At 62.8% G+C, this 25565-nt stretch carries 22 protein-coding genes and 1 other RNA gene; 11 read left to right on the top strand and 12 right to left on the bottom strand.

Features of this window, described 5'->3' with window-relative positions:
• The first annotated feature begins 5 nt into the window (after positions 1-5).
• Both BFN67_RS19695 and nagA read left to right on the top strand, forming a co-directional pair.
• Positions 6-1016: an SIS domain-containing protein gene (locus BFN67_RS19695; protein ID WP_080921274.1), complete on the top strand. Its 1011-nt coding sequence runs from the start codon at positions 6-8 to the stop codon at positions 1014-1016.
• The gene (nagA, locus tag BFN67_RS19690; protein WP_080921190.1) at positions 1013-2173 is read left to right on the top strand and encodes an N-acetylglucosamine-6-phosphate deacetylase; all 1161 of its coding nucleotides are present in this window, start codon (positions 1013-1015) and stop codon (positions 2171-2173) included. The genes BFN67_RS19695 and nagA overlap by 4 nt, the downstream gene beginning before the upstream one ends.
• Here nagA and rpe read toward each other — a convergent pair.
• Entirely contained in the window at positions 2170-2850 is a 681-nt protein-coding gene (rpe, locus tag BFN67_RS19685) for a ribulose-phosphate 3-epimerase (protein ID WP_080921189.1), read from the bottom strand. The two genes, nagA and rpe, sit on opposite strands and share 4 nt — an antisense overlap.
• Positions 2851-3040: 190 nt before the next feature.
• Between rpe and BFN67_RS19680 the strand changes: the two genes are divergently transcribed.
• The gene (locus BFN67_RS19680; protein ID WP_080921273.1) at positions 3041-3379 is read left to right on the top strand and encodes a hypothetical protein; all 339 of its coding nucleotides are present in this window, start codon (positions 3041-3043) and stop codon (positions 3377-3379) included.
• An 18-nt stretch (positions 3380-3397) separates the two neighbouring features.
• Here the strand turns inward: BFN67_RS19680 and BFN67_RS19675 are convergent, their stop codons facing one another.
• The 7 genes from BFN67_RS19675 to BFN67_RS19645 all read right to left on the bottom strand — a co-directional run bounded on the left by BFN67_RS19675 (position 3398) and on the right by BFN67_RS19645 (position 13389).
• Positions 3398-4339: a 2-hydroxyacid dehydrogenase gene (locus BFN67_RS19675; protein WP_080921272.1), complete on the bottom strand. Its 942-nt coding sequence runs from the start codon at positions 4337-4339 to the stop codon at positions 3398-3400.
• Between the two features lie 24 nt (positions 4340-4363).
• Positions 4364-5992, bottom strand: coding sequence for an ABC transporter ATP-binding protein (locus BFN67_RS19670; RefSeq protein WP_080921188.1), 1629 nt, complete (start codon positions 5990-5992; stop codon positions 4364-4366).
• A complete protein-coding gene (locus BFN67_RS19665; RefSeq protein WP_139789268.1) occupies positions 5989-7122 on the bottom strand; it encodes an ABC transporter permease in 1134 nt (377 codons plus the stop codon). The genes BFN67_RS19670 and BFN67_RS19665 overlap by 4 nt, the downstream gene beginning before the upstream one ends.
• A gap of 14 nt (positions 7123-7136) precedes the next feature.
• Complete coding sequence (locus BFN67_RS19660) at positions 7137-8240, bottom strand: microcin C ABC transporter permease YejB (protein WP_080921186.1); 1104 nt, start codon at positions 8238-8240, stop codon at positions 7137-7139.
• Between the two features lie 33 nt (positions 8241-8273).
• Positions 8274-10163 (bottom strand): extracellular solute-binding protein, encoded by a 1890-nt coding sequence (locus BFN67_RS19655; RefSeq protein WP_245295349.1) that lies wholly within the window; start codon positions 10161-10163, stop codon positions 8274-8276.
• A complete protein-coding gene (locus BFN67_RS19650) occupies positions 10163-12046 on the bottom strand; it encodes an extracellular solute-binding protein (protein WP_080921185.1) in 1884 nt (627 codons plus the stop codon). The genes BFN67_RS19655 and BFN67_RS19650 overlap by 1 nt, the downstream gene beginning before the upstream one ends.
• Before the next feature lie 497 nt (positions 12047-12543).
• Positions 12544-13389, bottom strand: coding sequence for a c-type cytochrome (locus tag BFN67_RS19645; RefSeq protein ID WP_080921184.1), 846 nt, complete (start codon positions 13387-13389; stop codon positions 12544-12546).
• Between the two features lie 189 nt (positions 13390-13578).
• Between BFN67_RS19645 and BFN67_RS19640 the strand changes: the two genes are divergently transcribed.
• A complete protein-coding gene (locus tag BFN67_RS19640) occupies positions 13579-14340 on the top strand; it encodes a 3-deoxy-manno-octulosonate cytidylyltransferase (protein WP_080921183.1) in 762 nt (253 codons plus the stop codon).
• Positions 14321-15184 carry a prephenate dehydratase gene (locus tag BFN67_RS19635; protein ID WP_080921182.1) on the top strand — a complete coding sequence of 288 codons (864 nt, stop codon included), beginning with the start codon at positions 14321-14323 and terminating at the stop codon, positions 15182-15184. Before BFN67_RS19640 ends, BFN67_RS19635 begins: the two co-directional genes overlap by 20 nt.
• A 161-nt stretch (positions 15185-15345) precedes the next feature.
• Here BFN67_RS19635 and nudC read toward each other — a convergent pair whose 3' ends face one another.
• Together nudC and BFN67_RS19625 are read right to left on the bottom strand one after the other, a co-directional pair.
• On the bottom strand, positions 15346-16308 hold the full coding sequence (nudC, locus tag BFN67_RS19630) for an NAD(+) diphosphatase (protein WP_080921181.1): 963 nt from the start codon (positions 16306-16308) through the stop codon (positions 15346-15348).
• 34 nt (positions 16309-16342) lie between these two features.
• A complete protein-coding gene (locus tag BFN67_RS19625) occupies positions 16343-16762 on the bottom strand; it encodes an HIT domain-containing protein (protein WP_080921180.1) in 420 nt (139 codons plus the stop codon).
• A gap of 136 nt (positions 16763-16898) precedes the next feature.
• Between BFN67_RS19625 and ffs the strand changes: the two genes are divergently transcribed.
• The 6 genes from ffs (at position 16899) to BFN67_RS19595 (ending at position 22297) form a co-directional block, all read left to right on the top strand.
• Positions 16899-16995, top strand: an RNA gene (gene ffs, locus BFN67_RS19620) — signal recognition particle sRNA small type.
• A 117-nt stretch (positions 16996-17112) separates the two neighbouring features.
• On the top strand, positions 17113-18939 hold the full coding sequence (locus BFN67_RS19615; protein WP_080921179.1) for a DNA polymerase III subunit gamma/tau: 1827 nt from the start codon (positions 17113-17115) through the stop codon (positions 18937-18939).
• A 27-nt stretch (positions 18940-18966) separates the two neighbouring features.
• Positions 18967-19290, top strand: coding sequence for a YbaB/EbfC family nucleoid-associated protein (locus tag BFN67_RS19610; RefSeq protein ID WP_080921178.1), 324 nt, complete (start codon positions 18967-18969; stop codon positions 19288-19290).
• A 164-nt stretch (positions 19291-19454) separates the two neighbouring features.
• The gene (locus tag BFN67_RS19605) at positions 19455-20348 is read left to right on the top strand and encodes a cell wall hydrolase (protein ID WP_139789267.1); all 894 of its coding nucleotides are present in this window, start codon (positions 19455-19457) and stop codon (positions 20346-20348) included.
• Positions 20349-20409: 61 nt separating this feature from the next.
• Entirely contained in the window at positions 20410-21015 is a 606-nt protein-coding gene (gene recR / locus BFN67_RS19600; protein WP_080921177.1) for a recombination mediator RecR, read from the top strand.
• A gap of 13 nt (positions 21016-21028) precedes the next feature.
• On the top strand, positions 21029-22297 hold the full coding sequence (locus tag BFN67_RS19595) for a lytic murein transglycosylase (protein ID WP_080921176.1): 1269 nt from the start codon (positions 21029-21031) through the stop codon (positions 22295-22297).
• A 57-nt stretch (positions 22298-22354) separates the two neighbouring features.
• Here the strand turns inward: BFN67_RS19595 and BFN67_RS19590 are convergent, their stop codons facing one another.
• Together BFN67_RS19590 and BFN67_RS19585 are read right to left on the bottom strand one after the other, a co-directional pair.
• Positions 22355-23356, bottom strand: coding sequence for an LLM class flavin-dependent oxidoreductase (locus tag BFN67_RS19590; RefSeq protein WP_080921175.1), 1002 nt, complete (start codon positions 23354-23356; stop codon positions 22355-22357).
• A 62-nt stretch (positions 23357-23418) separates the two neighbouring features.
• On the bottom strand, positions 23419-25413 hold the full coding sequence (locus BFN67_RS19585; protein ID WP_080921174.1) for an AI-2E family transporter: 1995 nt from the start codon (positions 25411-25413) through the stop codon (positions 23419-23421).
• Positions 25414-25565 lie beyond the last annotated feature (152 nt).

The raw sequence follows: 25565 nt of genomic DNA, 5'->3' as shown, positions 1-25565 counted from the left end.
CTTTCATGCGGCGCGAAATCGAGGAGACGCCCCAAGCCGTTGCCCGCCTGCTGGAGCATTCCGGCGCGGTGCTGACCGAGGCTGGACGCGGCATCCGCGACCGCGACCCGCATTTCCTCGTCACCGTGGCGCGTGGCTCCTCGGATCACGCCGCCACCTTCATGAAATATGCCGTTGAACTGACGGCTGGCCTTGCCGTCGCATCGGTCGGCCCCTCGGTTGCCTCGATCTATGGCGCAAAGCTCAGGCTCAACGGCTCGGCCTGTCTCGCCATCTCGCAATCGGGCAAAAGCCCGGACATCGTCTCTATGGCTGAAATGGCGCGGGCTCGCGGCTCGCTGACCATTGCGCTTACCAATACGGCCGCCTCGCCGCTCGCGCAGGCTTGTGACTTTGCCATCGACATTCTAGCCGGACCTGAGCGCGCAGTTGCCGCAACCAAGAGCTTCGTCAATTCCGCGGTCGCCGGGCTGGCACTGATGGCGCATTGCACCGACGATGCCGGGCTGCTTGAGGCGCTCGGCCGGCTGCCCGATCATTTGCGCGCCGCCATCGATTGCGACTGGGCGTCGCTGGCCGGGGCGCTGGAGGGGCACAAATCATTGTTTATCCTCGGCCGTGGCCCGGCCTTGGCCATTGCCAGTGAGGCGGCGCTGAAATTCAAGGAAACATGCGGCCTGCACGCCGAAGCCTATAGCGCGGCGGAGGTGATGCACGGCCCGCTGGCGCTGGTCGGTCCCGATTTCCCGATCCTGGTGCTGGCCGCACGTGACGCCGCGTTACGCTCAGTTATCCAGTCGGCCGATTCCCTGGCGCAAAAAGACGCGCCGGTCTTTGCCACCACCGATGAGGTTCGCCATGCCGCGACGCTGCCGCATGTCGCCACCGGCCATCCGCTGACCGATGCGCTGGTGCTGGTTGTTTCCTTCTATGCATTCGTTGAGGCCTTTGCTCGCTGTCGCGGGCTGAACCCGGACGCGCCGCGCAATCTGCGCAAGGTCACGGAAACCCTATGAGCGATCGTTTCGCCCTCGGCGCCACCCGCATCTTCGACGGTGATCTATGGCATGAGCACACAGCGCTCATCGTCGCCAATGGCCATATCGAGGCGCTTGTTCCCGCCGCTGGTGTTCCGTCCGATGTGCCGGTCGTGCAAACGGAAGGCATTTTGGCCCCCGGTTTCATCGACCTTCAGGTCAATGGCGGCGGCGGGGTGATGCTGAACGACCATCCCGATGTCGGCTCGATCCGCACCATCTGTGCCGCGCATGCGCGCTTCGGCACCACGGCGCTTTTGCCGACGCTGATTACCGATACGCCGCAGGTCACGGCGGCCGCGCACGCCGCCGGCATTGCCGCCGCGCGCGAAGCGGTGCCGGGCTTCCTCGGTCTGCATCTGGAAGGGCCGCATCTTTCGCTCGCGCGCAAGGGTGCGCATGATCCGAAGCTGATCCGGCCAATGACGGATGCCGACCAGGCGGCGCTGGTTGCCTTGCGCGGCCAATTGCCTGTGCTGCTCACCACCATTGCACCCGAATCGGCCGAGGCGGCGCGCGTCTCGGTACTGGCTCAGGCCGGCATCGTCGTCAGTCTCGGCCATACCGACGCGACCTACGCCACGGCGCTTGCCTATGGCGCTGCCGGTGCTTCCATGGCGACGCATCTGTTCAACGCCATGAGCCCGCTCGGCCATCGTGAGCCTGGCCTTGTCGGGGCGGTGCTGGATAGCAGCATGCTCCATGCCGGGCTCATTGCCGACGGAATCCATGTCGATCCCGCTGCGATGGGTGTCGCTCTGCGCGCCAAAAAGGGGCCGGGGCGCATTGTGTTGGTCACTGACGCCATGGCGACCATCGGCACCGACATGACCTCGTTTACGCTGAACGGCCGCACCATCTACCGGCGCGACGGCAGTCTGAGATTGGCCGACGGCACGCTTGCGGGCGCCGATCTCGACATGATCTCGGCCGTCCGATTCGTTCATGGCGTGCTCGGCCTTGATCTCGGCGAGGCGTTGCGTATGGCGTCGCTCTATCCGGCCGAGACGGTCGGCCAGGCACACCGGCTCGGCCATCTTGCCAAGGGAACCGCCGCCGACATTGTGGCACTTTCCGACGGTCTCGATGTGGAAGGCGTGTGGATCGCCGGCCGGCCGGTTTTCGGTGCAGCTTAATCCTTATTCGCCGCATCGCCGGCCGCGCGGATTGCCTCGATGTTGGCGCGATAGGCTTCTGCGCTGCCGCCCTTGAATACTGCCGCGCCCGCCACCAGCACGTTGGCGCCGGCTGCCGTTACAAGCGGTGCTGTTTCGGGTGACGCGCCACCGTCGATCTGGATATTGATCGGCCGGTTGCCGATCATCGCCTTGACGCGCCGCACCTTATCCACCATCGCCGGAATGAACGCCTGCCCGCCGAAGCCGGGATTGACGGTCATGACCAGGATGAGATCGACCCGGTCGAGCACATATTCGATGGCGCTTTCCGGCGTTCCGGGATTGATCGCCACGCCGGCCTTCTTGCCGAGATTGCGTATGGTCTGCAACGAGCGATCCAGATGCGGGCCGGCCTCGGCATGAACAGTCATGCCGTCGCAGCCGGCCTCGGCGAAGGCGGCGAGATAGGGATCGGCTGGCGAAATCATCAGATGACAGTCGAAAAACGCCTTGGTGCGGCTGCGGATTGTCTTGATGATCGGCGGCCCGAAGGTAATGTTGGGCACGAAATGGCCGTCCATCACGTCGAGATGGATCCAGTCAGCGCCGGCGGTCACCACCGCCTCCACCTCATCGCCCAGTCTGGAAAAATCCGCGGAAAGGACGGATGGCGCGATCAGGGTCTTGTTGCTCATGGCAGTCTTTCCGATAGCTCGATCTGTTGTGATGCGTACTGTCCTGGGCGCTGCTTGTCGAGAGCGCGGCCTCACCGGCCTTGATTCCTTCCAGTCCGATTTCGCGGGCCAGTTGCGGCCGAGACGGGATGCGGATAAGCTTGGATCGGGGCTATGCTCGCTCAAATCGCGGCGGTAAGGAGTGTTCGAGATGATGCGAGGAATGATGTTGCTGGCCGTCTGCGCGACGGTTGCGGGCTGCGCGAGTTCCCTGGCCGTGCGGGAAGATCAGGACGTACAGTCCTCGCTGCAATATGATGCCGTATCCTGCACGAGCCTTATTACCCAGCGCAACGATCTCATGCGGCGCTATGGCCTGTCCAAGGATGCCACGCCGACCTTCTCCAATACGCCATTCGGACTTGGGCCGGTGCTGCCCGATATTCGCTCGCAGCGACAGCGCGAGATCGCCCATGCCACTGGCGAGATTGCCGCGATGAACAATTCGATCACTCGCAGGCAGTGCGAGCAACCGGCGAAAAAGGGCTGAACCCTTTCCAACATGGCTTCAATAGCCTGCTTCGCGGTCCACTACATTCTGTAGCGGTTCGCCGCGTTCAAAGGCGTCCATCTGCTTGAGCATGATCGGCACGAGGTGGTTCGGGTCCGAGGTCGCGGCCGCATGCGGCGTGACAAAGACCTTCGGATGGTTCCAAAGCGGGCTGGTTCTGGGCAGCGGCTCGACCTCGAACACGTCGAGACTGGCCTCCTTCAACGTGCCGTCGTCGAGCGTGCGCACAATATCGGCGTCCTTTTGCAGCCGCCCGCGCCCGGCATTGATCAGCACTGCGCCACCAAGCCCGTTGCGGCGGCGAAGTTCTTTCAACAGGCCGTAATTGATGACACCGGTTGTGGCCGGGGTCAGCGGCAACAGCACCACCAATATGTCGGTCGCGTTGAGGAAGGGGATCAGTTCGGCTTCGCCGGCAAAGGTTGAGACGCCGGCGAGTGTCTTTTCCCGGCGCGACCAGCCATTGACATGAAAGCCGAGCGAAAGAAGTGCAGTTGCCGCCGCCTTGCCCAGCGTGCCCAGCCCCATAATGCCGACGGAAATGTCGTTGGCAGGCCGCTGCGGTGGGTCGCGCCAGGTTTTCTTGTTTTGCTGGGCACGAAGCAACGAACCTTGCCGGTGATGGTCGAGAACGCGCCAGACCACATATTCGGTCATGTGTTGCGTGAGGTTGTCGGCCACTATCTTGACGATCGGTACGTCGGGGATGGTCCGGTCGGCGAAGATGTGATCGACGCCTGCGCCGATGGAGAAGATGGCGCGCAGATTGGGCAGTCTGCTCAGCAGGTTAGGCCGCTGCTTCCACACCACCGCATAGGTGATGGAAGGATCAGTCGGCCCGTCCGGCTCGCTCACCACCGTGCGATCGGCCGACAGCAGTTCGTGCCAGTGCTGCGGATGAAAGGCAGTGACGGCAAGCAGGATGCGGCCCTTGTCCATTTCGGTCATCTTTCCCCCTGAACGTTACTGGCTGACGACGCCCGCGGGCGCGGTCTCGATACGGAAGGCGGCCGAGATCAGCGCCCGAGTATAGTCGGTTTGCGGATTTTCGAAAATCTGTTCCGACGGCCCGGCTTCGACGATGCGGCCATTGCGCATGACGATGACGTCGTTGGCAAGCGCGCGCACCACCTTGAGGTCGTGACTGATGAACAGATAGGCGAGATCGTGCTTTGCCTGCAGCGTGCGTAAAAGGTCCACCACCTGCGCCTGCACGCTCATGTCGAGCGCCGAGGTCGGCTCGTCGAGCATGACGAAGCGCGGATTGAGCACCATCGCGCGGGCAATGGCGATGCGTTGGCGCTGGCCGCCGGAGAATTCATGTGGATAGCGGAAGCGGGTTTGCGGATCGAGACCGACTTCCTTCAGAACGGCGACAATGCGCTGGTCGCGCTGCCCGGCTGAAAGCTTCGGCTCGTGGATCTTCAATCCCTCCTCGACAATCTCCGACACCGACATGCGCGGGCTGAGCGAGCCATAAGGATCTTGGAAGACGATCTGCAATTCGCGCCGGAACGGGCGCATGGCGCTGAAGGAGAGCGTATCAATCTCGCGTCCCTCGAAGCGAATTGCGCCCTGCGAGGAAATCATACGGGAGAGTGCCAGACCGAGAGTCGTCTTTCCCGAGCCTGATTCGCCGACCACGCCCAGCGTCTGCCCGGCGCGCACCGTCACGTCGATGCCGTCCACCGCTTTCACATGATCGACGGTCTTGCGGAAGAAGCCTTGCTTGATCGGGAACCAGACCTTGATGTCCTTGCCTGTCATCACCGGCTTGGCGGCTGGGTCGGCTTGCGGTGGCTTGCCCTTGGGTTCGGCGGCGAGCAGATGACGGGTGTATTCGTGCTGCGGGTTGTCGAAGATCGCACCGGTCGGCCCTGTCTCCACGATTTTGCCCTTGGTCATCACGCAGACGCGGTCGGCAATCTTGCGCACGATGCCGAGATCGTGAGTGATGAACAGCATCGACATGCCGTTCTTTTGCTTGAGCTTCGCCAGCAATTCGAGAATCTGCGCCTGCACCGTAACGTCGAGCGCGGTCGTCGGCTCATCGGCGATCAGGAGTTGCGGTTCGTTAGCCAGCGCCATGGCGATCATGACGCGCTGGCGCTGGCCGCCTGAAAGTTGATGCGGATAGGCCCCAAGCCGCTTTTCCGGATCGCGTATGCCGACTTCCCTGAAAAGATCGAGCGTGCGGGCGCGGGCCTGAGCATCGCCCATGCCCTGATGCAGGGAAAGCACCTCGACAATCTGCTGCTCGATCGTATGCAGTGGGTTGAGCGATGTCATCGGCTCCTGAAAGATCATGGTGATCTTGTTGCCGCGCACCTGCCGCAGCGCCTTTTCGTCCAGCGACAGCAGGTCCTTGCCGTCAAAATTTATGCTGCCTGACGGATGGCTGGCGGGTGGGTAGGGCAGAAGTTTCAGCACCGAGAGCGCCGAGACGGACTTGCCGGAGCCGGATTCGCCAACCAGCGCCATCGTTTCGCCCTTGGCGATATCGAAGGAGATACGGTCAACGGCGATCGAAACCTGGCCGCCTTGCGTGAATGCGACAGAGAGATCATGGACGGAAAGCAAGGGCGCACTCACCGAAACGTTTTCCTTGGGTCGAAGGCATCGCGCGTCGCCTCGCCGATGAAGATCAGCAGCGACAGCATGATGGACAAGGTAAGGAAGCCGGTAATGCCGAGCCACGGCGCGTTGAGGTTACGCTGGCCCTGTTTCAGCAATTCGCCAAGCGAGGGCGAACCGGGCGGCAGGCCGAAACCGAGAAAATCGAGCGAGGTCAGCGTCGAGATCGACCCGTTGAGAATGAAGGGCAGGAACGTCAGCGTCGCCACCATGGCGTTGGGCAAAAGATGTCGGAAAATGATGGTGCGGTTGGGCACGCCGAGCGCGCGCGCGGCGTTGACATATTCGAAATTGCGGGCGCGCAGAAACTCCGCCCGCACCACGCCGACGAACGCCACCCACGAAAACAGCAGCATCAGCCCGAGCAGGATCCAGAACCCCGGCGGCAAAACCGCTGCAATGATGAGCAGCAAATAGAGAACCGGGATCGCCGACCAGACTTCGATGAAACGCTGGAACAGAAGGTCGGTCCAGCCGCCGAAATAGCCCTGCACGGCGCCGGCCGAAACGCCGAGAATGGCTGAACCAAGGGTCAGGATCAGGCCGAACAGAACCGAGATGCGGAAACCGTATATGGCGCGCGCGAGCACGTCGCGCGCTTGATCGTCGGTGCCCAGCCAGTTCCAGTTGCCGACAATGCAATCGGGATCGTCGGCGCCCTTCGGATATTGGCTGCAGCGTGTTTTTTCGTCGTATTCCCAGGACGGCTTGGCTGGCGCGGCTTCCGGGATCGCATTGTTGACGGTGCGGTAGGAATAGCGGACGGGCGGCCAGATCATCCAGCCATGCGCCTCGATCTCGTCGCGGATCACTGGGTCGCGATAGTCGGTGACGGCATAGAAGCCGCCGAATTTCTCCTCCGGATAATCCACCAGCACGGGAAACAAGATTTCACCCTTGTAGGAAACGACGATCGGCTTGTCGTTGGCGATGAATTCGGCAAACAGCGACAGAACGAACAGAATAAGAAAAATCCACAGCGACCAGTAGCCGCGGCGGTTGGCCTTGAAGTTCTGCCAGCGGCGCTGGTTGAGTGGCGACAGGAAGGGCCTGCGCGCTTCCATGCTGGTTTCTACCCCAGCTTTCATCTGGATATCCGACATCACACGTCCCTGCGCTCGAAATCGATGCGCGGATCGATCCAGGTGTAGGTGAGATCGGAGATCAGACTGACGAACAGGCCGATCAGCGAGAAGATGTAAAGGTTGGCGAACACCACCGGATAGTCGCGCTCGACCACCGAGCGGAAGCCGAGGAGACCGAGGCCGTCGAGCGAGAAGATGTTTTCGATTAAGAGCGAACCGGTGAAGAAAGATGAGATGAAGGCGCCGGGGAAGCCCGCGATGACGATCAGCATGGCGTTGCGAAAGACGTGGCCATAGAGCACCTGCCGTTCCGAAAGCCCCTTGGCGCGCGCCGTCACTACATATTGCTTGCGGATTTCATCGAGGAAGGAGTTCTTGGTGAGCAGGGTAGTGGTGGCAAAGGCCGAAAGCGTCATCGCCGTCAGCGGCAATACCAGGTGCCAGAAATAGTCGAGGATGCGCTGCGGCCATGGCAGATCCCACCAATTGTCGGAAATGAGGCCGCGCAGCGGAAACCAGTTATAGAACGAGCCGCCGGCAAACAGAATCATCAGCAGGATGGCAAACAGGAAGCCTGGAATGGCATAACCGACAATGACGATGGCGCTGGTCCACATATCGAAGCCCGAACCATCCTTGACCGCCTTGCGGATGCCGAGGGGAATGGAGATCAGGTAGGAAAGAAACGTGATCCATAGGCCGAGCGAGATCGATACCGGCATTTTTTCGAGGATGAGATCGACGACGGAAATGTCGCGGAAATAGCTGTTGCCGAAATCGAAGCGGGCATAATTCCACAACATCAGGCCGAAGCGTTCCAGCGGCGGCTTGTCGAAGCCGAACTGCTTTTCCAGCTTCTTGATGAATTCCGGATCAAGCCCCTGCGCGCCGCGATATTTCGAATCGCCGCCAGTCCCGACGTCGAGGCCACCACCGCTCATGTCGCCGCCACCGCCGCCACCAAGCCGATCGCTGGCGTCGCCGCCCTGATTGGTGAGCTTGGCGATCACCTGCTCGACCGGGCCTCCGGGCGCGAACTGCACGACGACGAAGGAAATCGCCATGATGCCGAACAGGGTTGGGATCATCAGCAGGATGCGGCGAAGGATATAGGCGCCCATCAGGCATTGCCCCGCATTTGCGCATTTTGCCTGTCAGGCTTTATCAATCTTTCTCGCCCTGTTCCTGTCGAACCACCACAACGTCTCCACCGGAAAGCCGAAATCGGGCTTGGGCTCCACGAAGCCGAACATATCCCAATAGGCGACCCGGTGATTCGCAAGATAATATGTTGGAATCCAGTCGAGACGCGCGCGCAAGACCCGGTCGAGCGCATTAAGCGCGGTGACAAGTTCGGCGCGGCTTGTGGCGCGGCCCGCAGCCGCCACCAAAGCGTCGATGGCAGAGCTTTTCGTGCCGGGATAGTTACGCGTGCCGGGTCTGTCCGCCGCGTGCGAATGATACAGCATCTCCAGGCTGTCTATTGTCGGCGTCGCGCCGATATTGACTGCCGTCAGGATCATGTCGAAATCGAATTCGTCCTGCCGCCGCGCATATTGCGCCGAATCGACCACCCTGACGGACGCATCGATGCCGATGGCCTTCATGTTCTCTGCCCAGGGTAGGAAGATACGGGTCAGCGCATCGTCATTGGCAAGCAACTCGGCACTAAGGCGCTCGCCCTTGCCGTTGACGAGAAAATCTCCCGAACGCTTCCAACCTGCGCCGCTAAGCAGGCGGGCAGCCTGACCGAGCAGCTTGCGGTCGCGCCCCGAGCCGTCGGACATTGGCTGTATCACCGCCTCGCCGAAGACTTCCGGGGGCAATTCGGCGCGAAACGGCTCCAGCAGCGCCAGTTCCGCTGGCGACGGTAGTCCGTTGGCACGGAAATCCGAATGTTCGAAGTTTGACTGCGAACGGTCATAGGAACCGGAAAACAGCGTCCGCTTCATCCATTCGAAATCGAAGCACAGGTCGATGGCGCGCCGCACATGGATGTCGCGAAAGCGCGCGCGCCGCTGGTTGATGGCCATGGCCTGCATGGCGGGCGTTTTCTCACCGGGAAACTCACGCCGCACCACCTTGCCCGCGTCCAGGGCGGGAAAATCGTAACCCGTCGCCCAGATGCGGGCGGTGAATTCCTCGCGGAATGTTGTGTTGCCTTTCTTGAAGGCTTCGAACGCCGCCTGGCGGTTGCGGTAGAAGTCGATGCGGATGCGCCCGAAATTGTAATGGCCGCGATTGACCGGCAAATCCGCGCCCCAATAATCTCCCAAGCGGTTGAATTCTATGGATTGTCCGGCCGAAACCCGCCCGACCTCGTAGGGACCGGAGCCGAGCGGCGGCGCCATGGTCGAGGCATCGAAATCATGGGCGGCATAGTAGTTTTTTGAAACAATGGGCATGGTGACAATGTTGAGAATCGTCTGTGCCGATTGTTGGCCGCTAAAGGTCAGCCGCAGCGTCCCGGCGTCGAGGGCGGCCGCGGATTCCAGCTCCCGCAACGGAAACAGCAGGTCGGGATGGCCTTTTTCCTTGAAAAGCATAAGCGAGAAAACGACGTCCTCAATGTTGAGTTTCGAGCCGTCGTGCCAGCGCGCTTGCGGCCGCAGGGCGAAGTCGAAGCTGTTGCGGTCGTCCGAGATCGTCACGCTCTCGGCAAGCAGCCCATAGACCGCGTCCGGCTCGTCGAGCGCGCGCGTCATCAGGCTGTCGAAGCACAGTTCCATGCGCGGCGGCGCATCGCCTTTCAGGGCAAAGGAATTCAGCGTGTTGAAGGTGGTCGGGTTCTGGTTGTAGCCCCAGTTGGGCGGCTGGAAATTGAACGTGCCGCCCTTCGGCGCCTGTGGGTTCACATAATCGAAACGGGAAAAATCGGCTCCGTATTTCAGTTCGCCGAACACCGAAAGCCCGTGCAGCTTCACCGCTGTCGGGCTGGCGGCGAAGGCGCGGCCGGGCATCAGCGCCGCGCTCGCCGCAGCCGCACTGAGCGCCAGGAAATCGCGGCGGTGAAGCAACGGCTGGCCGGGATCGGTCATCGCCATCAATCGACGCTCTTGTATTTCGCCGCCAGCGCCTTTTCCTTTTCGGGATCGATCCACCAGGAATCGATGTCCGCACCGATATAGGACGGCTGCTTGTCGGGCATGCCGAACTTGTTCCAGTAGGCCAGCCACACCACGGCGCGGTAATATTGCGGCACCACGTAGAAATTCCACAAAAGCACCCGGTCGAGCGCATGGGTGGCGGCCACCAGGTCGTCGCGGTCGGTGGCGTAGATGACGCGATCGATCAGCGCATCGACCACCGGGTTCTCGATGCCCATCAGGTTGCGCGAGCCGGGCGTGCCGGCGGCCTTCGAACTCCAGAAATCGCGCTGCTCGTTACCGGGCGAATCGGACTGCTGGAACAGCGAGGTGGTGACGTCGAAATCGAAATTGTTCAGCCGGTTGATATATTGGGTCTGGTCGATGATGCGCAGCCTGGCATCGACGCCGATCTTGCGCAGATTGTTGATATAGGGCGTGGCGATGATCTGGTCGGTGTCGTTCCAGCCCAGAATCTCGAAACTGAACGGCTCGCCGGTCTCGGCGTTGACCATCCTGCCACCCTTGATCACCCAGCCGGCCTTGGCGAACAGTTCGACGGCGTGCCGCAAATTCTTGCGTTCGGCCTGCGGGGTTCCATAGACCGGCAGGGTGTAGGCTTCGGTAAACAGTTCCGGCGGCAGCTTGTCCTTGTACTGTTCGAGGATTTCCAGCTCCTTGCCTTGCGGCAGGCCGCTCGATGCCAGTTCCGTGCCCTGGAAATAGCTTTTGGTGCGGGTGTTGTAGCCGTAGAACAGCGTGCGGTTCATCGTCTCGAAATCGAATGCCCAGGTCAGGGCTTCGCGCACCAGCCGATCCTTGAACAAGGGCCGGCGCGTGTTGAGCACGAAAGCCTGCATCGGGTCGGGCGACGTCGTCTTGAATTCCTTCTTGATGACATCGCCGGCCTTGACCGCCGGGAAATCATAGGCGGTTGCCCAGCGCCGCGAACTGTTTTCCGGCTTGATGTCCTGCAACCCGCCCTTGGTGAAGGCGAGCCACGCGGCGTTGTCGTCGAGAATGTAGGTGTAGTGGCGGATGTCGAAATTCTCGCGGCCGACCTTCACCGGCAGTTTCGCCGCCCAATAATCCGGCATGCGCTCCCACACGATCTCCGTCCCCGGCTTGAAGCTCTTGATGCGGTAGGCGGCCGAGCCCAAGGGCGGTTCCAGCGTCGGCCTGGTGACGTCGCGCTTCTTGCCGTTCTTGTCCGTGCCTTCCCACCAGTGCTTCGGCAACACCGGAAGATCGCCGAGGATTTTCGGCAGTTCGCGATTGCCCTTCTGGTTGAAGCTGAATTCGACCTGATGGTTGGAAATCGCCTTTGCCTCGGTGACATTCTCGAAATAGCGATTGTAGCGGGGGCTGTTTTTCTTCAGCACGTTGAACGACCAGACCACGTCGTCGACGGTGATCGGCTTGCCGTCATGCCATCTGGCGCGCGGGTCGATCCGGTAGGTCGCCGACGAATAGTCGGGCGCGAACTTGTAGGCGTCGGCGATCAGCGGGTGACTGACGCTGCCCTCGTCGGTCGCCTGCTCCATCAGCGTGTCATAGAGCAGGCCGCCGCCGAATCCGGCGAAGCCGGCAGCCGGTGTACCCTGCACGATATACGGGTTGAAGCTGTCGAAGGTGCCGAGCACGGTCGAGTTCAGCGTGCCGCCCTTCGGCGCGTCGGGATTGACGTAATCATAATGCTGGAAGTCCTGACCGTATTTCGATTCGCCGGTCAGCGAGGAGGAGGTGAGCCATTCGTCCGCCGAAGCGCCGTGCAGCCCCGCGGCAAGCAGGATGACGGCAATGATCGGTTTCAGCAGTCCCGTTGCCCGGAAAACCCGCATGCGAACTCCTTGAGCGTTTGGCCGCTCGACCCTAGAGCATCGAGCCGAAAAGTGGAATCCGGTTTTCGGGTTATTCCGATGCTCCATCAAAGTGTAGAGCGTCCTTTGTGCCTTCAATTGAACGCACGGCGCTCTAGGGTCAGGACCCATTAATATGATCGAAATGGCGCCTGAAACGGCAAAGAGATGCAAGAAGAAGCGCGAAGAGCGGGGTAGTTCCCCCGGTCGAGCGGTTCGACGCAGCAGATCACAGCCGTTTTGGCGTCCACAGGATGTGGTCCATCTGCCCGGCTACTTTGTCGCGAAGGACTTGAAAACCGAACGGTTTCCTGCGCCTCCGCTCCGCCTATCCGAACAGATGGCCTCACACCATTTCGACCAGATTAATGGGTCCTGACCCTACCGCATTCTTCGGCGGTGAGAACCGGCAAATGGGCCGGCACAACAAAAAAGCCGGGGCGAACCCGGCTTTTTCAAGGAAGACGATGGGGAAATCGTTACTGGGCCGGTGCCGGCTCGATCGGCTTTGCGTCTTCGGCTGGCGCGGCACCTTCCGCAGGCTTTTCACCCTCCGCCGGGGCCGCGTCTTCAGCGGGCTTGTCGGCGGCCGGCTCGGCTGGCTTGTCCTCGGCAGGTGCCGGCGCCGCTTCCGCGGGCTTGCTGTCCGCCGGCTTTGCTTCTTCCGGCTTTGCACCTTCGGCTGGCTTGGCGTCTTCGGCTGACGCGGCACCTTCCGCAGGCTTTTCACCTTCCGCCGGGGCGGCACCTTCAGCGGGCTTGTCGGCGGCCGGCTCGGCCTTGGGCAGCGGCACCGGATTGTCCGAAAGCGTGCGCAGGAAGGCGATCAGGTCGGCGCGCTCGTCGTCCTTCTTCAAGCCTGCGAAGCCCATTGCCGTGCCCTTCACGAAATCCTTCGGCGAGGTCAGGAAATGGTTGAGGTTGTCGTAGGTCCAATGCTCCTTGCCGCCATTGGAGAATTCCTTCATGCCGGCCGAATAGGAGAAGCCTTCATGCTCGGCCACCGGGCGGTCGACGACGCTCCACAGGTCGGGACCGACCTTGTTGGGGCCGCCCTTCTCGCCGGAGTGGCAAGCCTGGCACTTCTTGAAGATGGCCTCGCCCTTCTTGGGGTCGGCGGTTGCCAGAAGTTCGGCAATCGGCTTGGCTTCCGGCTTGGCGGCGGCTTCACCGCCTTCGGCCGGTTCCGTCGCCTCGATGATGAAGCCCGGCTTTTCGGGAGCGGGCGAGGCGAACAGCGCGTCGGACACGATGCCGATCGAGAAGACGATAAAGCAGGTGCCGAGCAGGCCGCCGAGGACCTTGTTGATTTCGAATGAGTCCATACGCCCCAACTCCCTTTTCCAGCGGCCGGATCCGTCCATCTGTCCGTTGGTATAGTCATGCGCCTCGCAGGGCGTCAAATCGCGCGGAAACTAGGTCTTTTGCTCCGGCCTTGCAACACCTATAAGTGCGCAGCCAGTGAGACTTTTTGACACTTTTGCGCATCCGTTTTCAATTCTTGGCCCATCTTCATGTCAACGCTCATCCTCATACCGGCCCGCATGGCCTCCACCCGCCTGCCGGGAAAACCGCTGGCCGATATAGCCGGCATGCCGATGATCGCGCATGTCGCCGCCCGCGCCAGCGAGGCGAAACTCGGCCGCGTCGTCGTCGCCACCGATACGGAGGAAGTGGCCGTGGCGGTGCGTGCGCGTGGTTTCGAGGCATTGATGACGCGCGCCGACCATGCAAGCGGCTCCGATCGCATTTTCGAGGCGCTGTCTGCGCTGGACCCGAAGCGCGACGTGGAAACCATCGTCAATGTGCAGGGCGACCTGCCGACCATCGATCCGGCGCTGATCGGCGCCGCGCTGCGGCCGTTCGAGAATGAATCCGTCGATATCGCCACGCTCGGCGTCGAGATCGAACGCGAGGAAGAAAAGACCAATCCCAATGTGGTCAAGATCGTCGGCTCGCCGCTTTCGCCACATCGTCTCAGGGCGCTCTATTTCACCCGTGCCACCGCCCCCTATGGCGATGGGCCGCTCTACCATCATGTCGGGCTTTACGCCTATCGACGCGCCGCGCTCGAGCGGTTCGTTTCGATGAAACCCTCGCCGCTGGAGCAGCGCGAGCGGCTTGAACAATTGCGCGCGCTGGAGGCCGGCATGCGCATCGATGCCGAGATCGTGCGCTCGGTGCCGCTGGGCGTCGATACGCCTCAGGACCTCGAGCGCGCCAGAGAGATACTTTCCAGACAGCAGGACCAGGCAAATGGCGGACAAGACCAATAAAATCTCATTCCAGGGCGAACCCGGCGCCAATTCCGACACCGCCTGCCGCAATGTCTTTCCCTCGATGCAGCCTCTGCCGTGCCCGACATTCGAGGATGCCTTCAATGCGGTCGAGACCGGCAAGGCCGATCTCGCCATGATCCCGATCGAGAACACGATCGCGGGCCGCGTCGCCGACATTCACTATCTGCTGCCCGAATCGAAGCTGCACATCATCGACGAGTATTTCCTGCCCATCCATTTCGAGCTGATGGTGCTGCCGGGGGTGAAGCGCGAGGAAATCAAGACCGTTCACAGCCATATCCACGGGCTTGGCCAGTGCCGCAAATATATCCGCAGGAATGGCTGGAAGCCGGTCGTCGCCGGCGATACGGCCGGGGCCGCCAAGCTGGTCGCCGAGGAAAAGAACCGCTCGATGGCGGCGCTGGCGCCGAAGCTCGCGGCCGGCCTCTACGGTCTCGACATCATCGAGAGCAATGTCGAGGATACCGATTCGAACATTACCCGCTTCGTCGTCCTGACCAGGAGCAAGCAGTGGGCGGAACGTCCCGCGCCGGATGCCCGGATGATGACGACCTTCGTCTTTCGGGTGCGCAACGTGCCGGCGGCGCTCTACAAGGCGATGGGCGGCTTCGCCACAAACGGCGTCAACATGACCAAGCTGGAGAGCTATCAGCTCGGCGCGTTCACCGCCACGCAGTTTTATGCCGACATCGAGGGCCATCCGGAGGATCCGAACGTCAAGCTGGCCATCGAGGAACTGCGCTTCTTCTCGCGAGAGGTGCGCATTCTCGGCGTCTACCCGCGCAGCGACGCGCGTGAAGAATGGAACGCGGCGGAGTAGAGCGCCAACTCTTGCGTTGGGTGCGTCCTTCGAGGCCCTCTTCCCCCTGTTGTGGACGGTTCGCGGGCACTCAGGATAAGGGAAGCTTGCGCCAGCGGTCCTCATCCTGAGGTGCTCGCCTACAGGGCGAGCCTCGAAGGACGCACTGTAGCGACAATGGCTCAAACGTCAGGGCTTTGGTCCTCGCTTTCCACCCATGCCCGGATGAGATGATGGGCGATGGCGCCTTTCGGCGGCGTCATCAATCCCTCGGCATGCGTGCGCTCCAGCATCTGCCGCACTTCGTCGCGCCCGAACCAGCGGCAATCTTCCAGTTCGTTGAGATCGGACTGGATGTCCTCGTTGAGCGGCTCGCCGAAGCAGCCGATCATCAGCGAATAGGGAAAGGGCCATGGCTGGCTGGCGTGATAGACGACGCGGCCCAGGCGAATGCCGGCTTCCTCCAGCGTTTCGCGGCGCACCGCATTTTCGATCGTCTCGCCCGGCTCGATGAATCCGGCAAGGGCGGAATACATGCCCGGCGCGAAGTGCGGGCTGCGGCCGAGCAGGCATTTTTCCTTCGTCACCGTCAGCATGATCGCCACTGGGTCGGTGCGCGGAAAGTGGTCGGCGCCGCAGGCCGGACAGTGCCGCCGATAGCCGCCGGCGCGCATTTCGTTCCGCGTGCCGCAGCGGCCGCAGAAACGATGGGTTGCATTCCACGACAGCAGGGCGGCGCCTTGCGCCAGCGCGCCGAGCGCCGCGTCGTCGATCAGGCCCTGGCTGTAGACCGAGCGAAGGTCGATGGCGTGGATGGTCTCCGGCAGATCCTCCGGCAGCAGGCCGGCCGGCACGGCCAGCACCGGCCCCGTCGCCGAGACGCCAAGCAGGATCGCCTGGTCGAGCAGAGGCTCCAGGATGGTGCTGCCGGCAAGGTCGAACCATGGACCGAAGGCGCCGTCGCCGATTTGCCGCAGATAGAGGCGGCCGTCATGCATTGCCATCAGCCGGGTTTGCGGATCGGCCAGCGCGATTTCGACGCAATCGTCGGCGCGGTTTTCCGATTGCCGGTCGAGCCGATTGCCGGAAAAGCCGACAAGCTGGCTGGGTTCGCGCAATGGCGAGTCGAAAAGGCGGAAGCTCATGGGAAAACCGGGCGGACGCGAATGAACCGGATGCTTATAACGCCGCCTTGATCCGTTGCGCAAACAGGCGAAGGTCGGCGGGCCGGTAGGGCTCCCGCAGGCCATGGCCCCAGACCGGGCCGGGCCAGCCGGGGTCGCCGTCGGAGCGGGCGACGACGTGGACGTGAAGCTGGCGCACGATATTGCCGAGCGCGCCGCTGTTGATCTTGGTGCAGTCGCTGGTGCGTTTCAGGGCCTGCGCCACCATGTTGGCCTCAAAGGTCAGCATCGTCTGGTCGAGCGGCGTCAAATCGTGGATCTCCTCGATGTCGGGCCGCTGCGGCACCAGGATCAGCCACGGCCAGCGCCGATCGTTCATGATGCGCAACTCGCACAGGCCGAGCCACATCAAGGGCTCGGTGTCCGCCTCCAGCCGGGAGTCGAGCGTAAATCCGGCCTTCAGGCTCGGCAGCATGGGGGTTCTCTCGGTTTCGAGGCATTTATGGCAGTTTGATGAAGGCTATTTCGCCGATCCACCCGCTGCAAGCGATTCATTGCCGATTGCACCGCCGCTCTTGCATTTTTGTCGCGAATTGCCGATATGGGGAGCGGGAGGTTGGTGGTGGACGATCCACTCGCCAACCGGGTCAGGTCCGGAAGGAAGCAGCCCTAACGAGCCCGGAACGGGTCATTGTTCCAGCCTCCCGCCTCCTTGCCTTTCCCGACCCTCCTTGCGCTCACCGACATTGACGGTGCCACGCGCGGCGGGGAAACTGGCTTTGGGCAAACGGCCGCATCGCGGTCCACGAGGATATTGAAGGGCCGATGAACGAATCCGCAAATATCGGGACGGACAAGATCGGCTCCAGCGCGGCCTCTGGCGCCTATCGCGTGCTGGCGCGCAAATACCGGCCGTCGAACTTCTCCGAACTGATCGGCCAGGAGCCGATGGTGCGCACGCTGACCAACGCGTTCGCCACCGGGCGCATCGCCCAGGCCTGGATGCTGACCGGCGTGCGCGGCGTCGGCAAGACCACCACCGCGCGCATCCTGGCGCGGGCGCTCAATTACAAGACCGCCGAGACGGACCGGCCGAGCATCGATCTTTCGGTGCCGGGCGAGCATTGCCAGGCGATCATGGAAGGCCGCCATGTCGACGTCATCGAGATGGACGCCGCCTCGCACACCGGCATCGACGACATTCGCGACATCATCGAGCGGGTGCGCTACGCGCCGGTCTCGGCGCGCTACAAGGTCTATATCATCGACGAGGTTCACATGCTCTCCACACAGGCCTTCAACGGCCTGCTGAAGACGCTTGAAGAACCGCCGCCGCATGTGAAATTCATCTTCGCCACCACCGAAATCCGCAAGGTGCCGATCACGGTCCTGTCGCGCTGCCAGCGCTTCGATTTGCGCCGCATCGACGCCGGACTGCTGGTTTCGCACCTCGCGTCCATCTCCGCCAGCGAGGGCATCGCGGTGGACGACGACGCTCTGGCGATGATCGCGCGCGCGGCGGAAGGCTCGGCGCGCGATTCGCTTTCCATTCTCGATCAGGCGATCGCCCATGGCGGCGACCGCGTCGATCCCGCCACCGTGCGCGCCATGCTCGGCCTTGCCGACCGCGCGCGCATCGTCGACCTGTTCGAGCACATCATGAAGGGCGATGTGGCCGCCGCCCTTGCCGAGTTCGGCGCCCAGTACGACACCGGCGCCGACCCTGCCACCGTGCTGACCGACCTTGCCGAATTCACCCATCTGGTGACGCGTCTGCGGTTTGTGCCTTCGGCGGCGGACGACGCGTCGTTGTCGGAGGAAGAGCGCCGGCGCGGCGGCGCGTTCGCCGAAAAGCTTTCGGTCAAGGTGCTGTCGCGCGCCTGGCAGATGCTGTTGAAGGGCATACCCGAGGTGCAGACATCGAACCGCCCGGTAAGCGCCGCCGAGATGGTGTTGATCAGGCTTGCCCATGCCGCCGACCTGCCGACGCTGGACGAGGCGCTGAAGGCGCTGGAGGACGGTGCGGCGCCTGCCATGCCCGGCGGGAAGCGGCCTTCCGCGCCCTCGGCCGCATCCGGCGGCGGCAATGGCGGGGCGGCGACCGCGCAGGCGCAGGCTCGCATGCCCGTGACGCCGGGCGGCGGGCAGACCATGCGGCTGGTTGAAGCCGAACCGGAAAACCTCGCCGCTTCGCCCGCGCCGGCCCAGCAGGTCGCGCCCGAAGTGCCGGTCGAATCGCTGGCCGACATCGTCGCGCTTGCCGATGCGCATCGCGACATGACCTTCAAGGTGCTGTTGAAGCGCTGCGTGCGCCCGGTGCGCTTCGAGCCCGGCCGTATCGACGTCAATCTGACCGACGACGCACCGAAAATGCTGCTCAACGACATGACGACCAGGCTGCGCGCCTGGACCGGGCGGACATGGCTGGTCTCGTTGTCGAAGGAGGAGGGCGGCACGACGCTGGCCGAACAGGAGACGGCGCGCCGCGAAACGGCCATTCTCGATGCCCGCAACGACCCGACGGTGGCTGCCGTCCTGTCGCGCTTTCCGGGCTCCAGGATCATCGACGTGCGCATTCCGGATGCGCCGGACGCGGAAACCGAGGTCGATGGCGAAATGCCGCTCGATCCGTCCGCTGACGCTGACGATTAGAACTCACACACGATAAAGGATTGCGCGATGAAGGATCTTCTCGGCCTGATGGGCAAGGCAAAGGAAATGCAGGCCAAGTTTCAGGCCATGCAGGAGGAAATCGCCGATCTTGAGGCCTCCGGCCAGGCCGGCGGCGGCATGGTCAGCGTCACCTTGAGCGGCAAGTTCGAGATGAAGGCATTGAAGATCGACCCCTCGCTGTTCAAGGAAAACGAGGTCGAGATTCTCGAGGATCTGATCCTCGCCGCCCATAACGACGCCAAGGTCAAGGTCGAGCAGATCATGCAGGACAAGACCCGCGAACTGACCGCCGGCATGCCGCTGCCGCCCGGAATGAAGCTGCCGTTCTAACAGGCTGCGAGGCCGGCGCGCGAAAGCCTTCCTCACCAATTGTTTCAACCCGTTAAATCATCGTGTTGAAATTGCTAAGCCTTTAGCCATCTTTTTGCCCTAAAGCCTCTCATTCTGGCCATAAACGGGGACAGGGGCGGCAGCAACAGGATGAGGGTTTTTCGTTGATCGCCGCGCGATGGAGGGTGCCGCTTGTGCTTGGCGCCATTCTCACTCCCTTCATGCTGGCTGGATGCAGCCAGACCACCTCACACGGAATGTCGGTCGCCGCTTTGACCGACTCGCTCGGTTCCACCAAGGTGCGCCCTTACCGCTACACCGCGCGGGACCGGGAATGCATGGAGCGGGTGATGTTCTTCGAATCCAACCGCTCGAGCCGCGACGGCATGATCGCCGTTGGAACGGTGGTGATGAACCGGCTTCGCTCGGGCAAGCATGGCGATTCGATTTGCGCCGTCGTCGGCGAAAAGGGCCAGTTCGCGCCCGGCGTGATGACACGCAAGATGAATTCCAAGGCCATGCCCGACGTTCAGGAAGCTGCCAAAGCAGTGCTCAAGGGCGAGCGGCATGCCAAGATGCGCAGCGCCATGTTCTTCCACACGGCCGGCCTAAAATTCCCCTACAAGAACATGCATTACGTGGCGGTTGCCGGCGGCAATGCCTTTTATGAAAAGCGCACCCGCAACTGGAAACCCCTGCCGCCCGAATCGACGGTGATGGTCGCCGACGCCGCACCGGCCACAAAGGCCAAGGCTCTGCCCGGCGTGGAGCGGAGCGAACCGGTGGTACTGGCTTCTGCAGAGACCGACACGATGACGACCGCCGCGGTTTCCGGCATCCCGACGCCCAAGGCGCGGCCTGACGGCGATCGCGTCGCTTCGGCAAAGGTGAACCAGCCCGACCCCGCCCGCTTCGGAACGGTCACGGCGGCCCGCGTCACCGAGGCATCCTATTCGGAGCCCTCCGACCAGCCGGTCATGGCTTTCGAGCAGACGCCTGAAAATACGTCTTCCATCGGCGCGCTGATTGCGGCGGAAAGCCGTCCGGTGAGCGAATAGGCGTAGGCATCGGCGCTCCTGCGCTCTACCCGCCGGACGCCAATCGCTTTATATCGGCGTTATGTCCAAGCGAATCGCCGGCCCCGAGATCGAACGTCTCATTCAGCTTCTGGCCAAGGTGCCGGGCCTCGGGCCGCGCTCGGCGCGCCGCGCCGCGCTTCATCTCATCAAGAAGAAAGAGCAATTGCTGGCGCCGCTGGCCGGCGCCATGACCGATGCGGTCGACAAGGTGCGCGTGTGCTCCACCTGCGGCAATGTCGATACGTCGGACCCATGCATGATCTGCACCGATCCGCGCCGCGACCCGGCGACGCTGATCGTGGTCGAGGACGTGTCGGACCTTTGGGCGCTGGAGCGCGCCGCGGCGATGAGCGTGCGCTATCATGTGCTCGGCGGCACGCTGTCGCCGCTCGACGGCGTTGGTCCGGATCAGCTCAACATCCGTCCGCTGGTGGATCGCATAGCGGCGGGCGAGGTGAAGGAAGTGATTCTGGCGGTCAATGCCACGGTGGAAGGCCAGACCACGGCGCATTATCTCACCGACCAGCTTTCCGGCTTCGACATCAAGGTGACACGGCTGGCGCATGGCGTGCCGGTGGGCGGCGAACTCGATTATCTCGATGACGGCACGCTGGCTGCGGCGCTGAAATCGCGGACGGCGTTTTGATTGCAAGGCATTCATGATTCGGAATCTAGCGAAGAAATCCTGGCTGTTCGGCGTCTTTGCGACATTGCTTGTATTGGTGCTGGGCTGCTTCGCTTCGGCACGTCCCGCTTCCGCAGCGCGGATCGACGACCAGTTCCGTGCCTGGCTCGCCAATGATCTGTGGCCGGAGGCGAAAGCGAAAGGGATTTCGCAAACGACGTTCAATGCCGCCTTCGATGGCGTGACGCCGAATCTCGAACTGCCGGGCCTCGTCATGCCCGGCGAGAAGCCGAAAGTGCCGAAGGCCCAGCATCAGGCCGAATTTGGCGCGCCGGGCGCCTATTTCTCCGAAAAGACGATGGGCGCCGTCACCGCCGGCGGGCGCGCGCGTGCCGGCAAATACGCCGCCACGCTCGCCGCCATCGAGAAACGCTACGGCGTGCCGGGTTCCGTCGTTCTGGCGATCTGGGGGCGGGAAACCGGTTTCGGCCGGGTCAAATTGCCCTATGACGCCTTTACGGTTCTGGGCACGAAAGCCTTCATGTCGAACCGCAAGGCAATGTTCCGCACCGAATTGCTGGCGGCGCTGGAAATGGTTCAGCGCGGGCTGGCTCCGGTCGGCGCGATGAAATCGTCATGGGCCGGGGCGCTCGGCCAGCCGCAATTCATGCCGACCTCGTTTCTCAAGCATGCCGTCGATGGCGACGGCGACGGGCGCGCCGATATCTGGAATTCCGCCCCCGACGCCCTGGCGTCCATCGCCAGTTATCTGGCCCATTATGGCTGGCAGCGCGGCCGCGACTGGGGGTTTGAGGTCACGGTGCCGGCAAATGTTTCCTGCGCTTTGGAGGGGCCGGATCGCGGCCGGGAAATTTCCCGATGGGAGCGCATGGGCATCGCCCGTGTCAGCGGCAAGCCGTTCCCCTCGCATGAGGCGGGCCGGGAAGGTTTTCTGCTGATGCCGGCTGGCAGATTGGGGCCGGCCTTCATCGCCACGCCCAATTTCTACGTGCTGAAAGACTACAATATGAGCGATCTCTATGCGCTGTTCATCGGCCATGCCGCCGACCGGATCGCCTATGGCGACAGCCGGTTCAGCCATGGCTGGCAGAAGGTGGACAGGCTTTACCGCTCGGATATCGCCGCCATGCAGCGCGCGCTGGAGAAGAAGGGCTACGACGTCGGCTCGGCAGACGGCCTGCCCGGCTTCAAGACGCGCCGCTCGATCGGCGATTGGCAGGCGAGGAACGGCCGCGCCGCCACCTGTTTTCCTGACAAGGAACTGGTGCGGGCGCTGCGATAGAGTGCCGTGCGTTCACTTGAACGCGCAAAGAACACTCTGCCGCTTCGATGTTCGGCTTTACGCCGCCTGATCCAGCTCTTTGCGTATGTCGGCCAGAATCTCGAACGAACGCACCCGCGCGGCATGGTCGAATACTTGCGCGGTGACCATCAGTTCGTCCGCGCCGGTGCGGGCGACGAAGGCTTCCAGGCCGCGCCTGACGGTTTCGGGCGAGCCGACCACCGCGCACGACAGCGCCTGCGCCAGCGTGGCTCGCGCCATCGGGTCGAGATCGGCCTCGTAGTTTTCGACCGGCGGCGGCAACCGGCCGGGGCGGCCGCTGCGCAAATTGACGAAAGCCTGCTGCAATGAGGTGAACAGGAGCTTTGCCTCCTCGTCGGTTGGCGCCGCGACCACGTTCAGCCCCAGCATGGCATGGGGCTTGTCGAGGTGTTCGGAGGGCTGGAATCGCGAGCGGTAGACATCGAGCGCCCGATCCAGTTCCGCCGGCGCGAAATGCGAGGCGAAGGCATAGGGCAGGCCGAGCATCGCGGCCAGTTGCGCGCCATACAGGCTGGAGCCGAGAATCCACACCGGCACGGTTTCGCCTTCTCCCGGCACGGCGTGGACGCGCTGGCCTTCTTTCGCGGGTTGGAAATAACCCATCAGTTCCACGACATCCTGCGGGAATGTGTCGACGCTGGCGTCCAGATTGCGGCGCAGCGCCCGCGCCGTCAGCATGTCGGTGCCGGGCGCGCGGCCAAGGCCGAGGTCGATGCGGCCGGGATGAAGGGCCGCCAGCGTGCCGAACTGTTCGGCGATGACCAGCGGCGCATGATTGGGCAGCATGATGCCGCCGGCGCCGACGCGGATCGTTTTCGTGCCCGCCGCGACATGGGCGATGACCACCGCCGTTGCCGCGCTGGCGATGCCCTGCATGTTGTGATGCTCGGCCATCCAGTAGCGGTGATAGCCGAGTCGCTCGGCATGCCGCGCAAGATCGAGCGAATTGGCCAGCGATTGCGCGGCGCTGCCGCCTTCGACTATGGGCGACAGGTCGAGGACGGAAAGAACAGGCATGCCAGGATCTCCAGTGCTCCCGCCCATATGGGTTTACGGCACCGGCCCTGCAAGCAGCGATGTCAGGCCGGCGCCTCTTCCTGCGCCTTCCGCCTGCCCGGCTTTTTGGGAGCGGCTTTTTTGCCAACCGCCTTCGGCGCCGGCCGGCGGCGCACCGGATGGCGCTTGGGCAGGGCTTTCAACGGTTTGGCGCTTTCATCGGCCAGTGCCCGGCGCACCGTCTCGGCCACCGTCGTGGTGATGAAATCGGCGCCCGCGCCGTCTTCCGTGATTGCATTGCGCCCGCGCCCGTCCGGCAGCATCGGCACCAGCAGGCCGACACGCAAGCCGGCCTTGCGTCGTTTGAGCCGGCGCACGGCGTGGCGGGCCTGTGACAGGGAAGTTGGATTGAGATAGGCGAGGACCATCGTATCGACCCCGTCGAGGTCCAATGCCGCGAGCCCCACCGGCGTGAAGGATTGGTGGCTGCCGACGATGGCCTCCGCGCCCTGGATTTCCAGCACCTGCGCCACCATGGCGGCGGCCGCGTCGTCGATTTCGCCGCGTCCGCCGGTGCAGATCAGCCTGCGGCCTTCGCCGCCGGGCAAGGCCGGCTCGCTGTCCTCGCTGCCGGATGCCTCGCTATCCCTTGAGAGTTCGTCGGAGTTGCCGTTTTCCTCTTCCTCGTCTTCGGCAAGATCGGCCAGTTCCTGCACCAGCGTGTTGGCGGCGGAAGCAAAACGCACGCGCTGTTCGTTGGTCATGACACCGCGTTGCCGGTCTGTTTCCCCGAGAGCCAGCGCCGGCATCGCCACCGCGTCGTAGAAATCGACGAGATATTCGTCCTCCAGGTAATCCTCGGCGAAATCCGCTGCTTCGTAGGGGTCGCCGGCCAGCAATCGCTGGTAAACGCGCGCATGCGGCTCCAGTACCGGTTCGTTGCCGAGCAGGACGTCCAGGAATTCGAACTGCGAGACGTGCCGGCCGAGCACGACCAGGCAAACGGTCAGCGGTGTCGACAGGACCAGGCCGAGCGGCCCCCACAGCCACGCCCAGAAGATCGCCGCGATGATGATGGCCAGTGACGAAAGCCCGGTCTCGGAGCCATAAAGCCAGGGCTCCAGCACATTGCCGGAGATCAGTTCCATGACCAGGAACAGCGCCGCCGTCCATATCAGCGGCATCCAGCCCGGAGAGACCGCCAGCGTCAGAAGCAGCGGCATCATCATGCCGATTGCCGGGCCGATATACGGCACGAAGCGCAGGATCAGGGTCAATCCTCCCCACAACAATGCGTTGGGGATGCCGAGCAGCCACAGGCCGATGGTGATCGGGATCGCATAGATCGTGTTGATGACCAGTTGCATCAGCAGGTAGCGGCCGACGCGGCTGCCGGCGTCCTGAAGCGCCTCCGTGGTCTTGTGAAGATCGCCATGGCCGACCAGCCGTATGAACCTGTCGCGCAGGTCTTCCCGCTCCAGAAGCATGAACACCACAACGACGATGATCAGGCCCGCCGTCGAGAACGGGCTGATCAGCGGAACGACGATATTGCGAAGTATGTCGATCGGACTCTCATGCGAGACGACCTCCACGGGAAGCGGCTTCTGGGTGGATATTTCGGCAACCTGCGTGCCTGCCTGCAATTCCTGGCCGACACGTTCGGCCGCTCCCGTCAGGCGCTCTATGATGCCGCCGCCGGTGCCCAGTTCGCGCAGGGAATGGATTTTTTCGATGATGTTGGCCTGATAGGTCGGAATGTTCTGCGCCAGGTTGGAGATCTGGCTCGCCACCAGAAAGGTGAAACACGCAATGACGATGAAGGCCATCAGGACCGTCATGACGACGGCGAGCACCTTGGGGATGGACATCTTGCGCAAGGCCGAGACGATCGGCGCCAGCGCGAAGGTCAGCAGCAGCGCGATCGCCAGCGGCAGCAGCACGTCCCTGCCCAGATAGAGCACCGCGGTAACGCCGATGAGAGAGACGATCGGAGGCAGGGAAATGCGAGTCAGGTTCCCGTCCGGTTCCTGTCGGACGACATCGATTTCACGCCGACTTCCGGAGTTCGTCGTCATCGGCCTCCCCCTCTCTCGATCGTGGCGATCATCAATCGGCAAACTATCGCCCAAGGCAACGCATACCTTTCGGTAAAGTTCCTTAGCCGCACTCCAGCCTCGAATACTGTCTCCACGCCGCAACGCTGCGGATTTTCATGGCTGGCATACCG

The organism is Manganibacter manganicus (assembly GCF_002075885.1).
Lineage (GTDB): Bacteria > Pseudomonadota > Alphaproteobacteria > Rhizobiales > Rhizobiaceae > Mesorhizobium > Mesorhizobium manganicum.
The sequence above is the reverse complement of the archived record's forward strand: the minus strand, read 5'-3'. Positions and strand labels throughout refer to the sequence as shown.

What these genes read in the sequence shown, in the direction of transcription:
- BFN67_RS19695 (WP_080921274.1), top strand. Translation starts at nt 6, where the DNA reads ATGCGGCGCGAAATCGAGGAGACGCCCCAAGCCGTTGCCCGCCTGCTG.
- nagA (WP_080921190.1), top strand. Translation starts at nt 1,013, where the DNA reads ATGAGCGATCGTTTCGCCCTCGGCGCCACCCGCATCTTCGACGGTGAT.
- rpe (WP_080921189.1), bottom strand. Translation starts at nt 2,850, where the DNA reads ATGAGCAACAAGACCCTGATCGCGCCATCCGTCCTTTCCGCGGATTTT.
- BFN67_RS19680 (WP_080921273.1), top strand. Translation starts at nt 3,041, where the DNA reads ATGATGCGAGGAATGATGTTGCTGGCCGTCTGCGCGACGGTTGCGGGC.
- BFN67_RS19675 (WP_080921272.1), bottom strand. Translation starts at nt 4,339, where the DNA reads ATGGACAAGGGCCGCATCCTGCTTGCCGTCACTGCCTTTCATCCGCAG.
- BFN67_RS19665 (WP_139789268.1), bottom strand. Translation starts at nt 7,122, where the DNA reads ATGAAAGCTGGGGTAGAAACCAGCATGGAAGCGCGCAGGCCCTTCCTG.
- BFN67_RS19660 (WP_080921186.1), bottom strand. Translation starts at nt 8,240, where the DNA reads ATGGGCGCCTATATCCTTCGCCGCATCCTGCTGATGATCCCAACCCTG.
- BFN67_RS19655 (WP_245295349.1), bottom strand. Translation starts at nt 10,163, where the DNA reads ATGGCGATGACCGATCCCGGCCAGCCGTTGCTTCACCGCCGCGATTTC.
- BFN67_RS19650 (WP_080921185.1), bottom strand. Translation starts at nt 12,046, where the DNA reads ATGCGGGTTTTCCGGGCAACGGGACTGCTGAAACCGATCATTGCCGTC.
- BFN67_RS19645 (WP_080921184.1), bottom strand. Translation starts at nt 13,389, where the DNA reads ATGGACTCATTCGAAATCAACAAGGTCCTCGGCGGCCTGCTCGGCACC.
- BFN67_RS19640 (WP_080921183.1), top strand. Translation starts at nt 13,579, where the DNA reads ATGTCAACGCTCATCCTCATACCGGCCCGCATGGCCTCCACCCGCCTG.
- BFN67_RS19635 (WP_080921182.1), top strand. Translation starts at nt 14,321, where the DNA reads ATGGCGGACAAGACCAATAAAATCTCATTCCAGGGCGAACCCGGCGCC.
- nudC (WP_080921181.1), bottom strand. Translation starts at nt 16,308, where the DNA reads ATGAGCTTCCGCCTTTTCGACTCGCCATTGCGCGAACCCAGCCAGCTT.
- BFN67_RS19625 (WP_080921180.1), bottom strand. Translation starts at nt 16,762, where the DNA reads ATGCTGCCGAGCCTGAAGGCCGGATTTACGCTCGACTCCCGGCTGGAG.
- BFN67_RS19615 (WP_080921179.1), top strand. Translation starts at nt 17,113, where the DNA reads ATGAACGAATCCGCAAATATCGGGACGGACAAGATCGGCTCCAGCGCG.
- BFN67_RS19610 (WP_080921178.1), top strand. Translation starts at nt 18,967, where the DNA reads ATGAAGGATCTTCTCGGCCTGATGGGCAAGGCAAAGGAAATGCAGGCC.
- recR (WP_080921177.1), top strand. Translation starts at nt 20,410, where the DNA reads ATGTCCAAGCGAATCGCCGGCCCCGAGATCGAACGTCTCATTCAGCTT.
- BFN67_RS19595 (WP_080921176.1), top strand. Translation starts at nt 21,029, where the DNA reads ATGATTCGGAATCTAGCGAAGAAATCCTGGCTGTTCGGCGTCTTTGCG.
- BFN67_RS19590 (WP_080921175.1), bottom strand. Translation starts at nt 23,356, where the DNA reads ATGCCTGTTCTTTCCGTCCTCGACCTGTCGCCCATAGTCGAAGGCGGC.
- BFN67_RS19585 (WP_080921174.1), bottom strand. Translation starts at nt 25,413, where the DNA reads ATGACGACGAACTCCGGAAGTCGGCGTGAAATCGATGTCGTCCGACAG.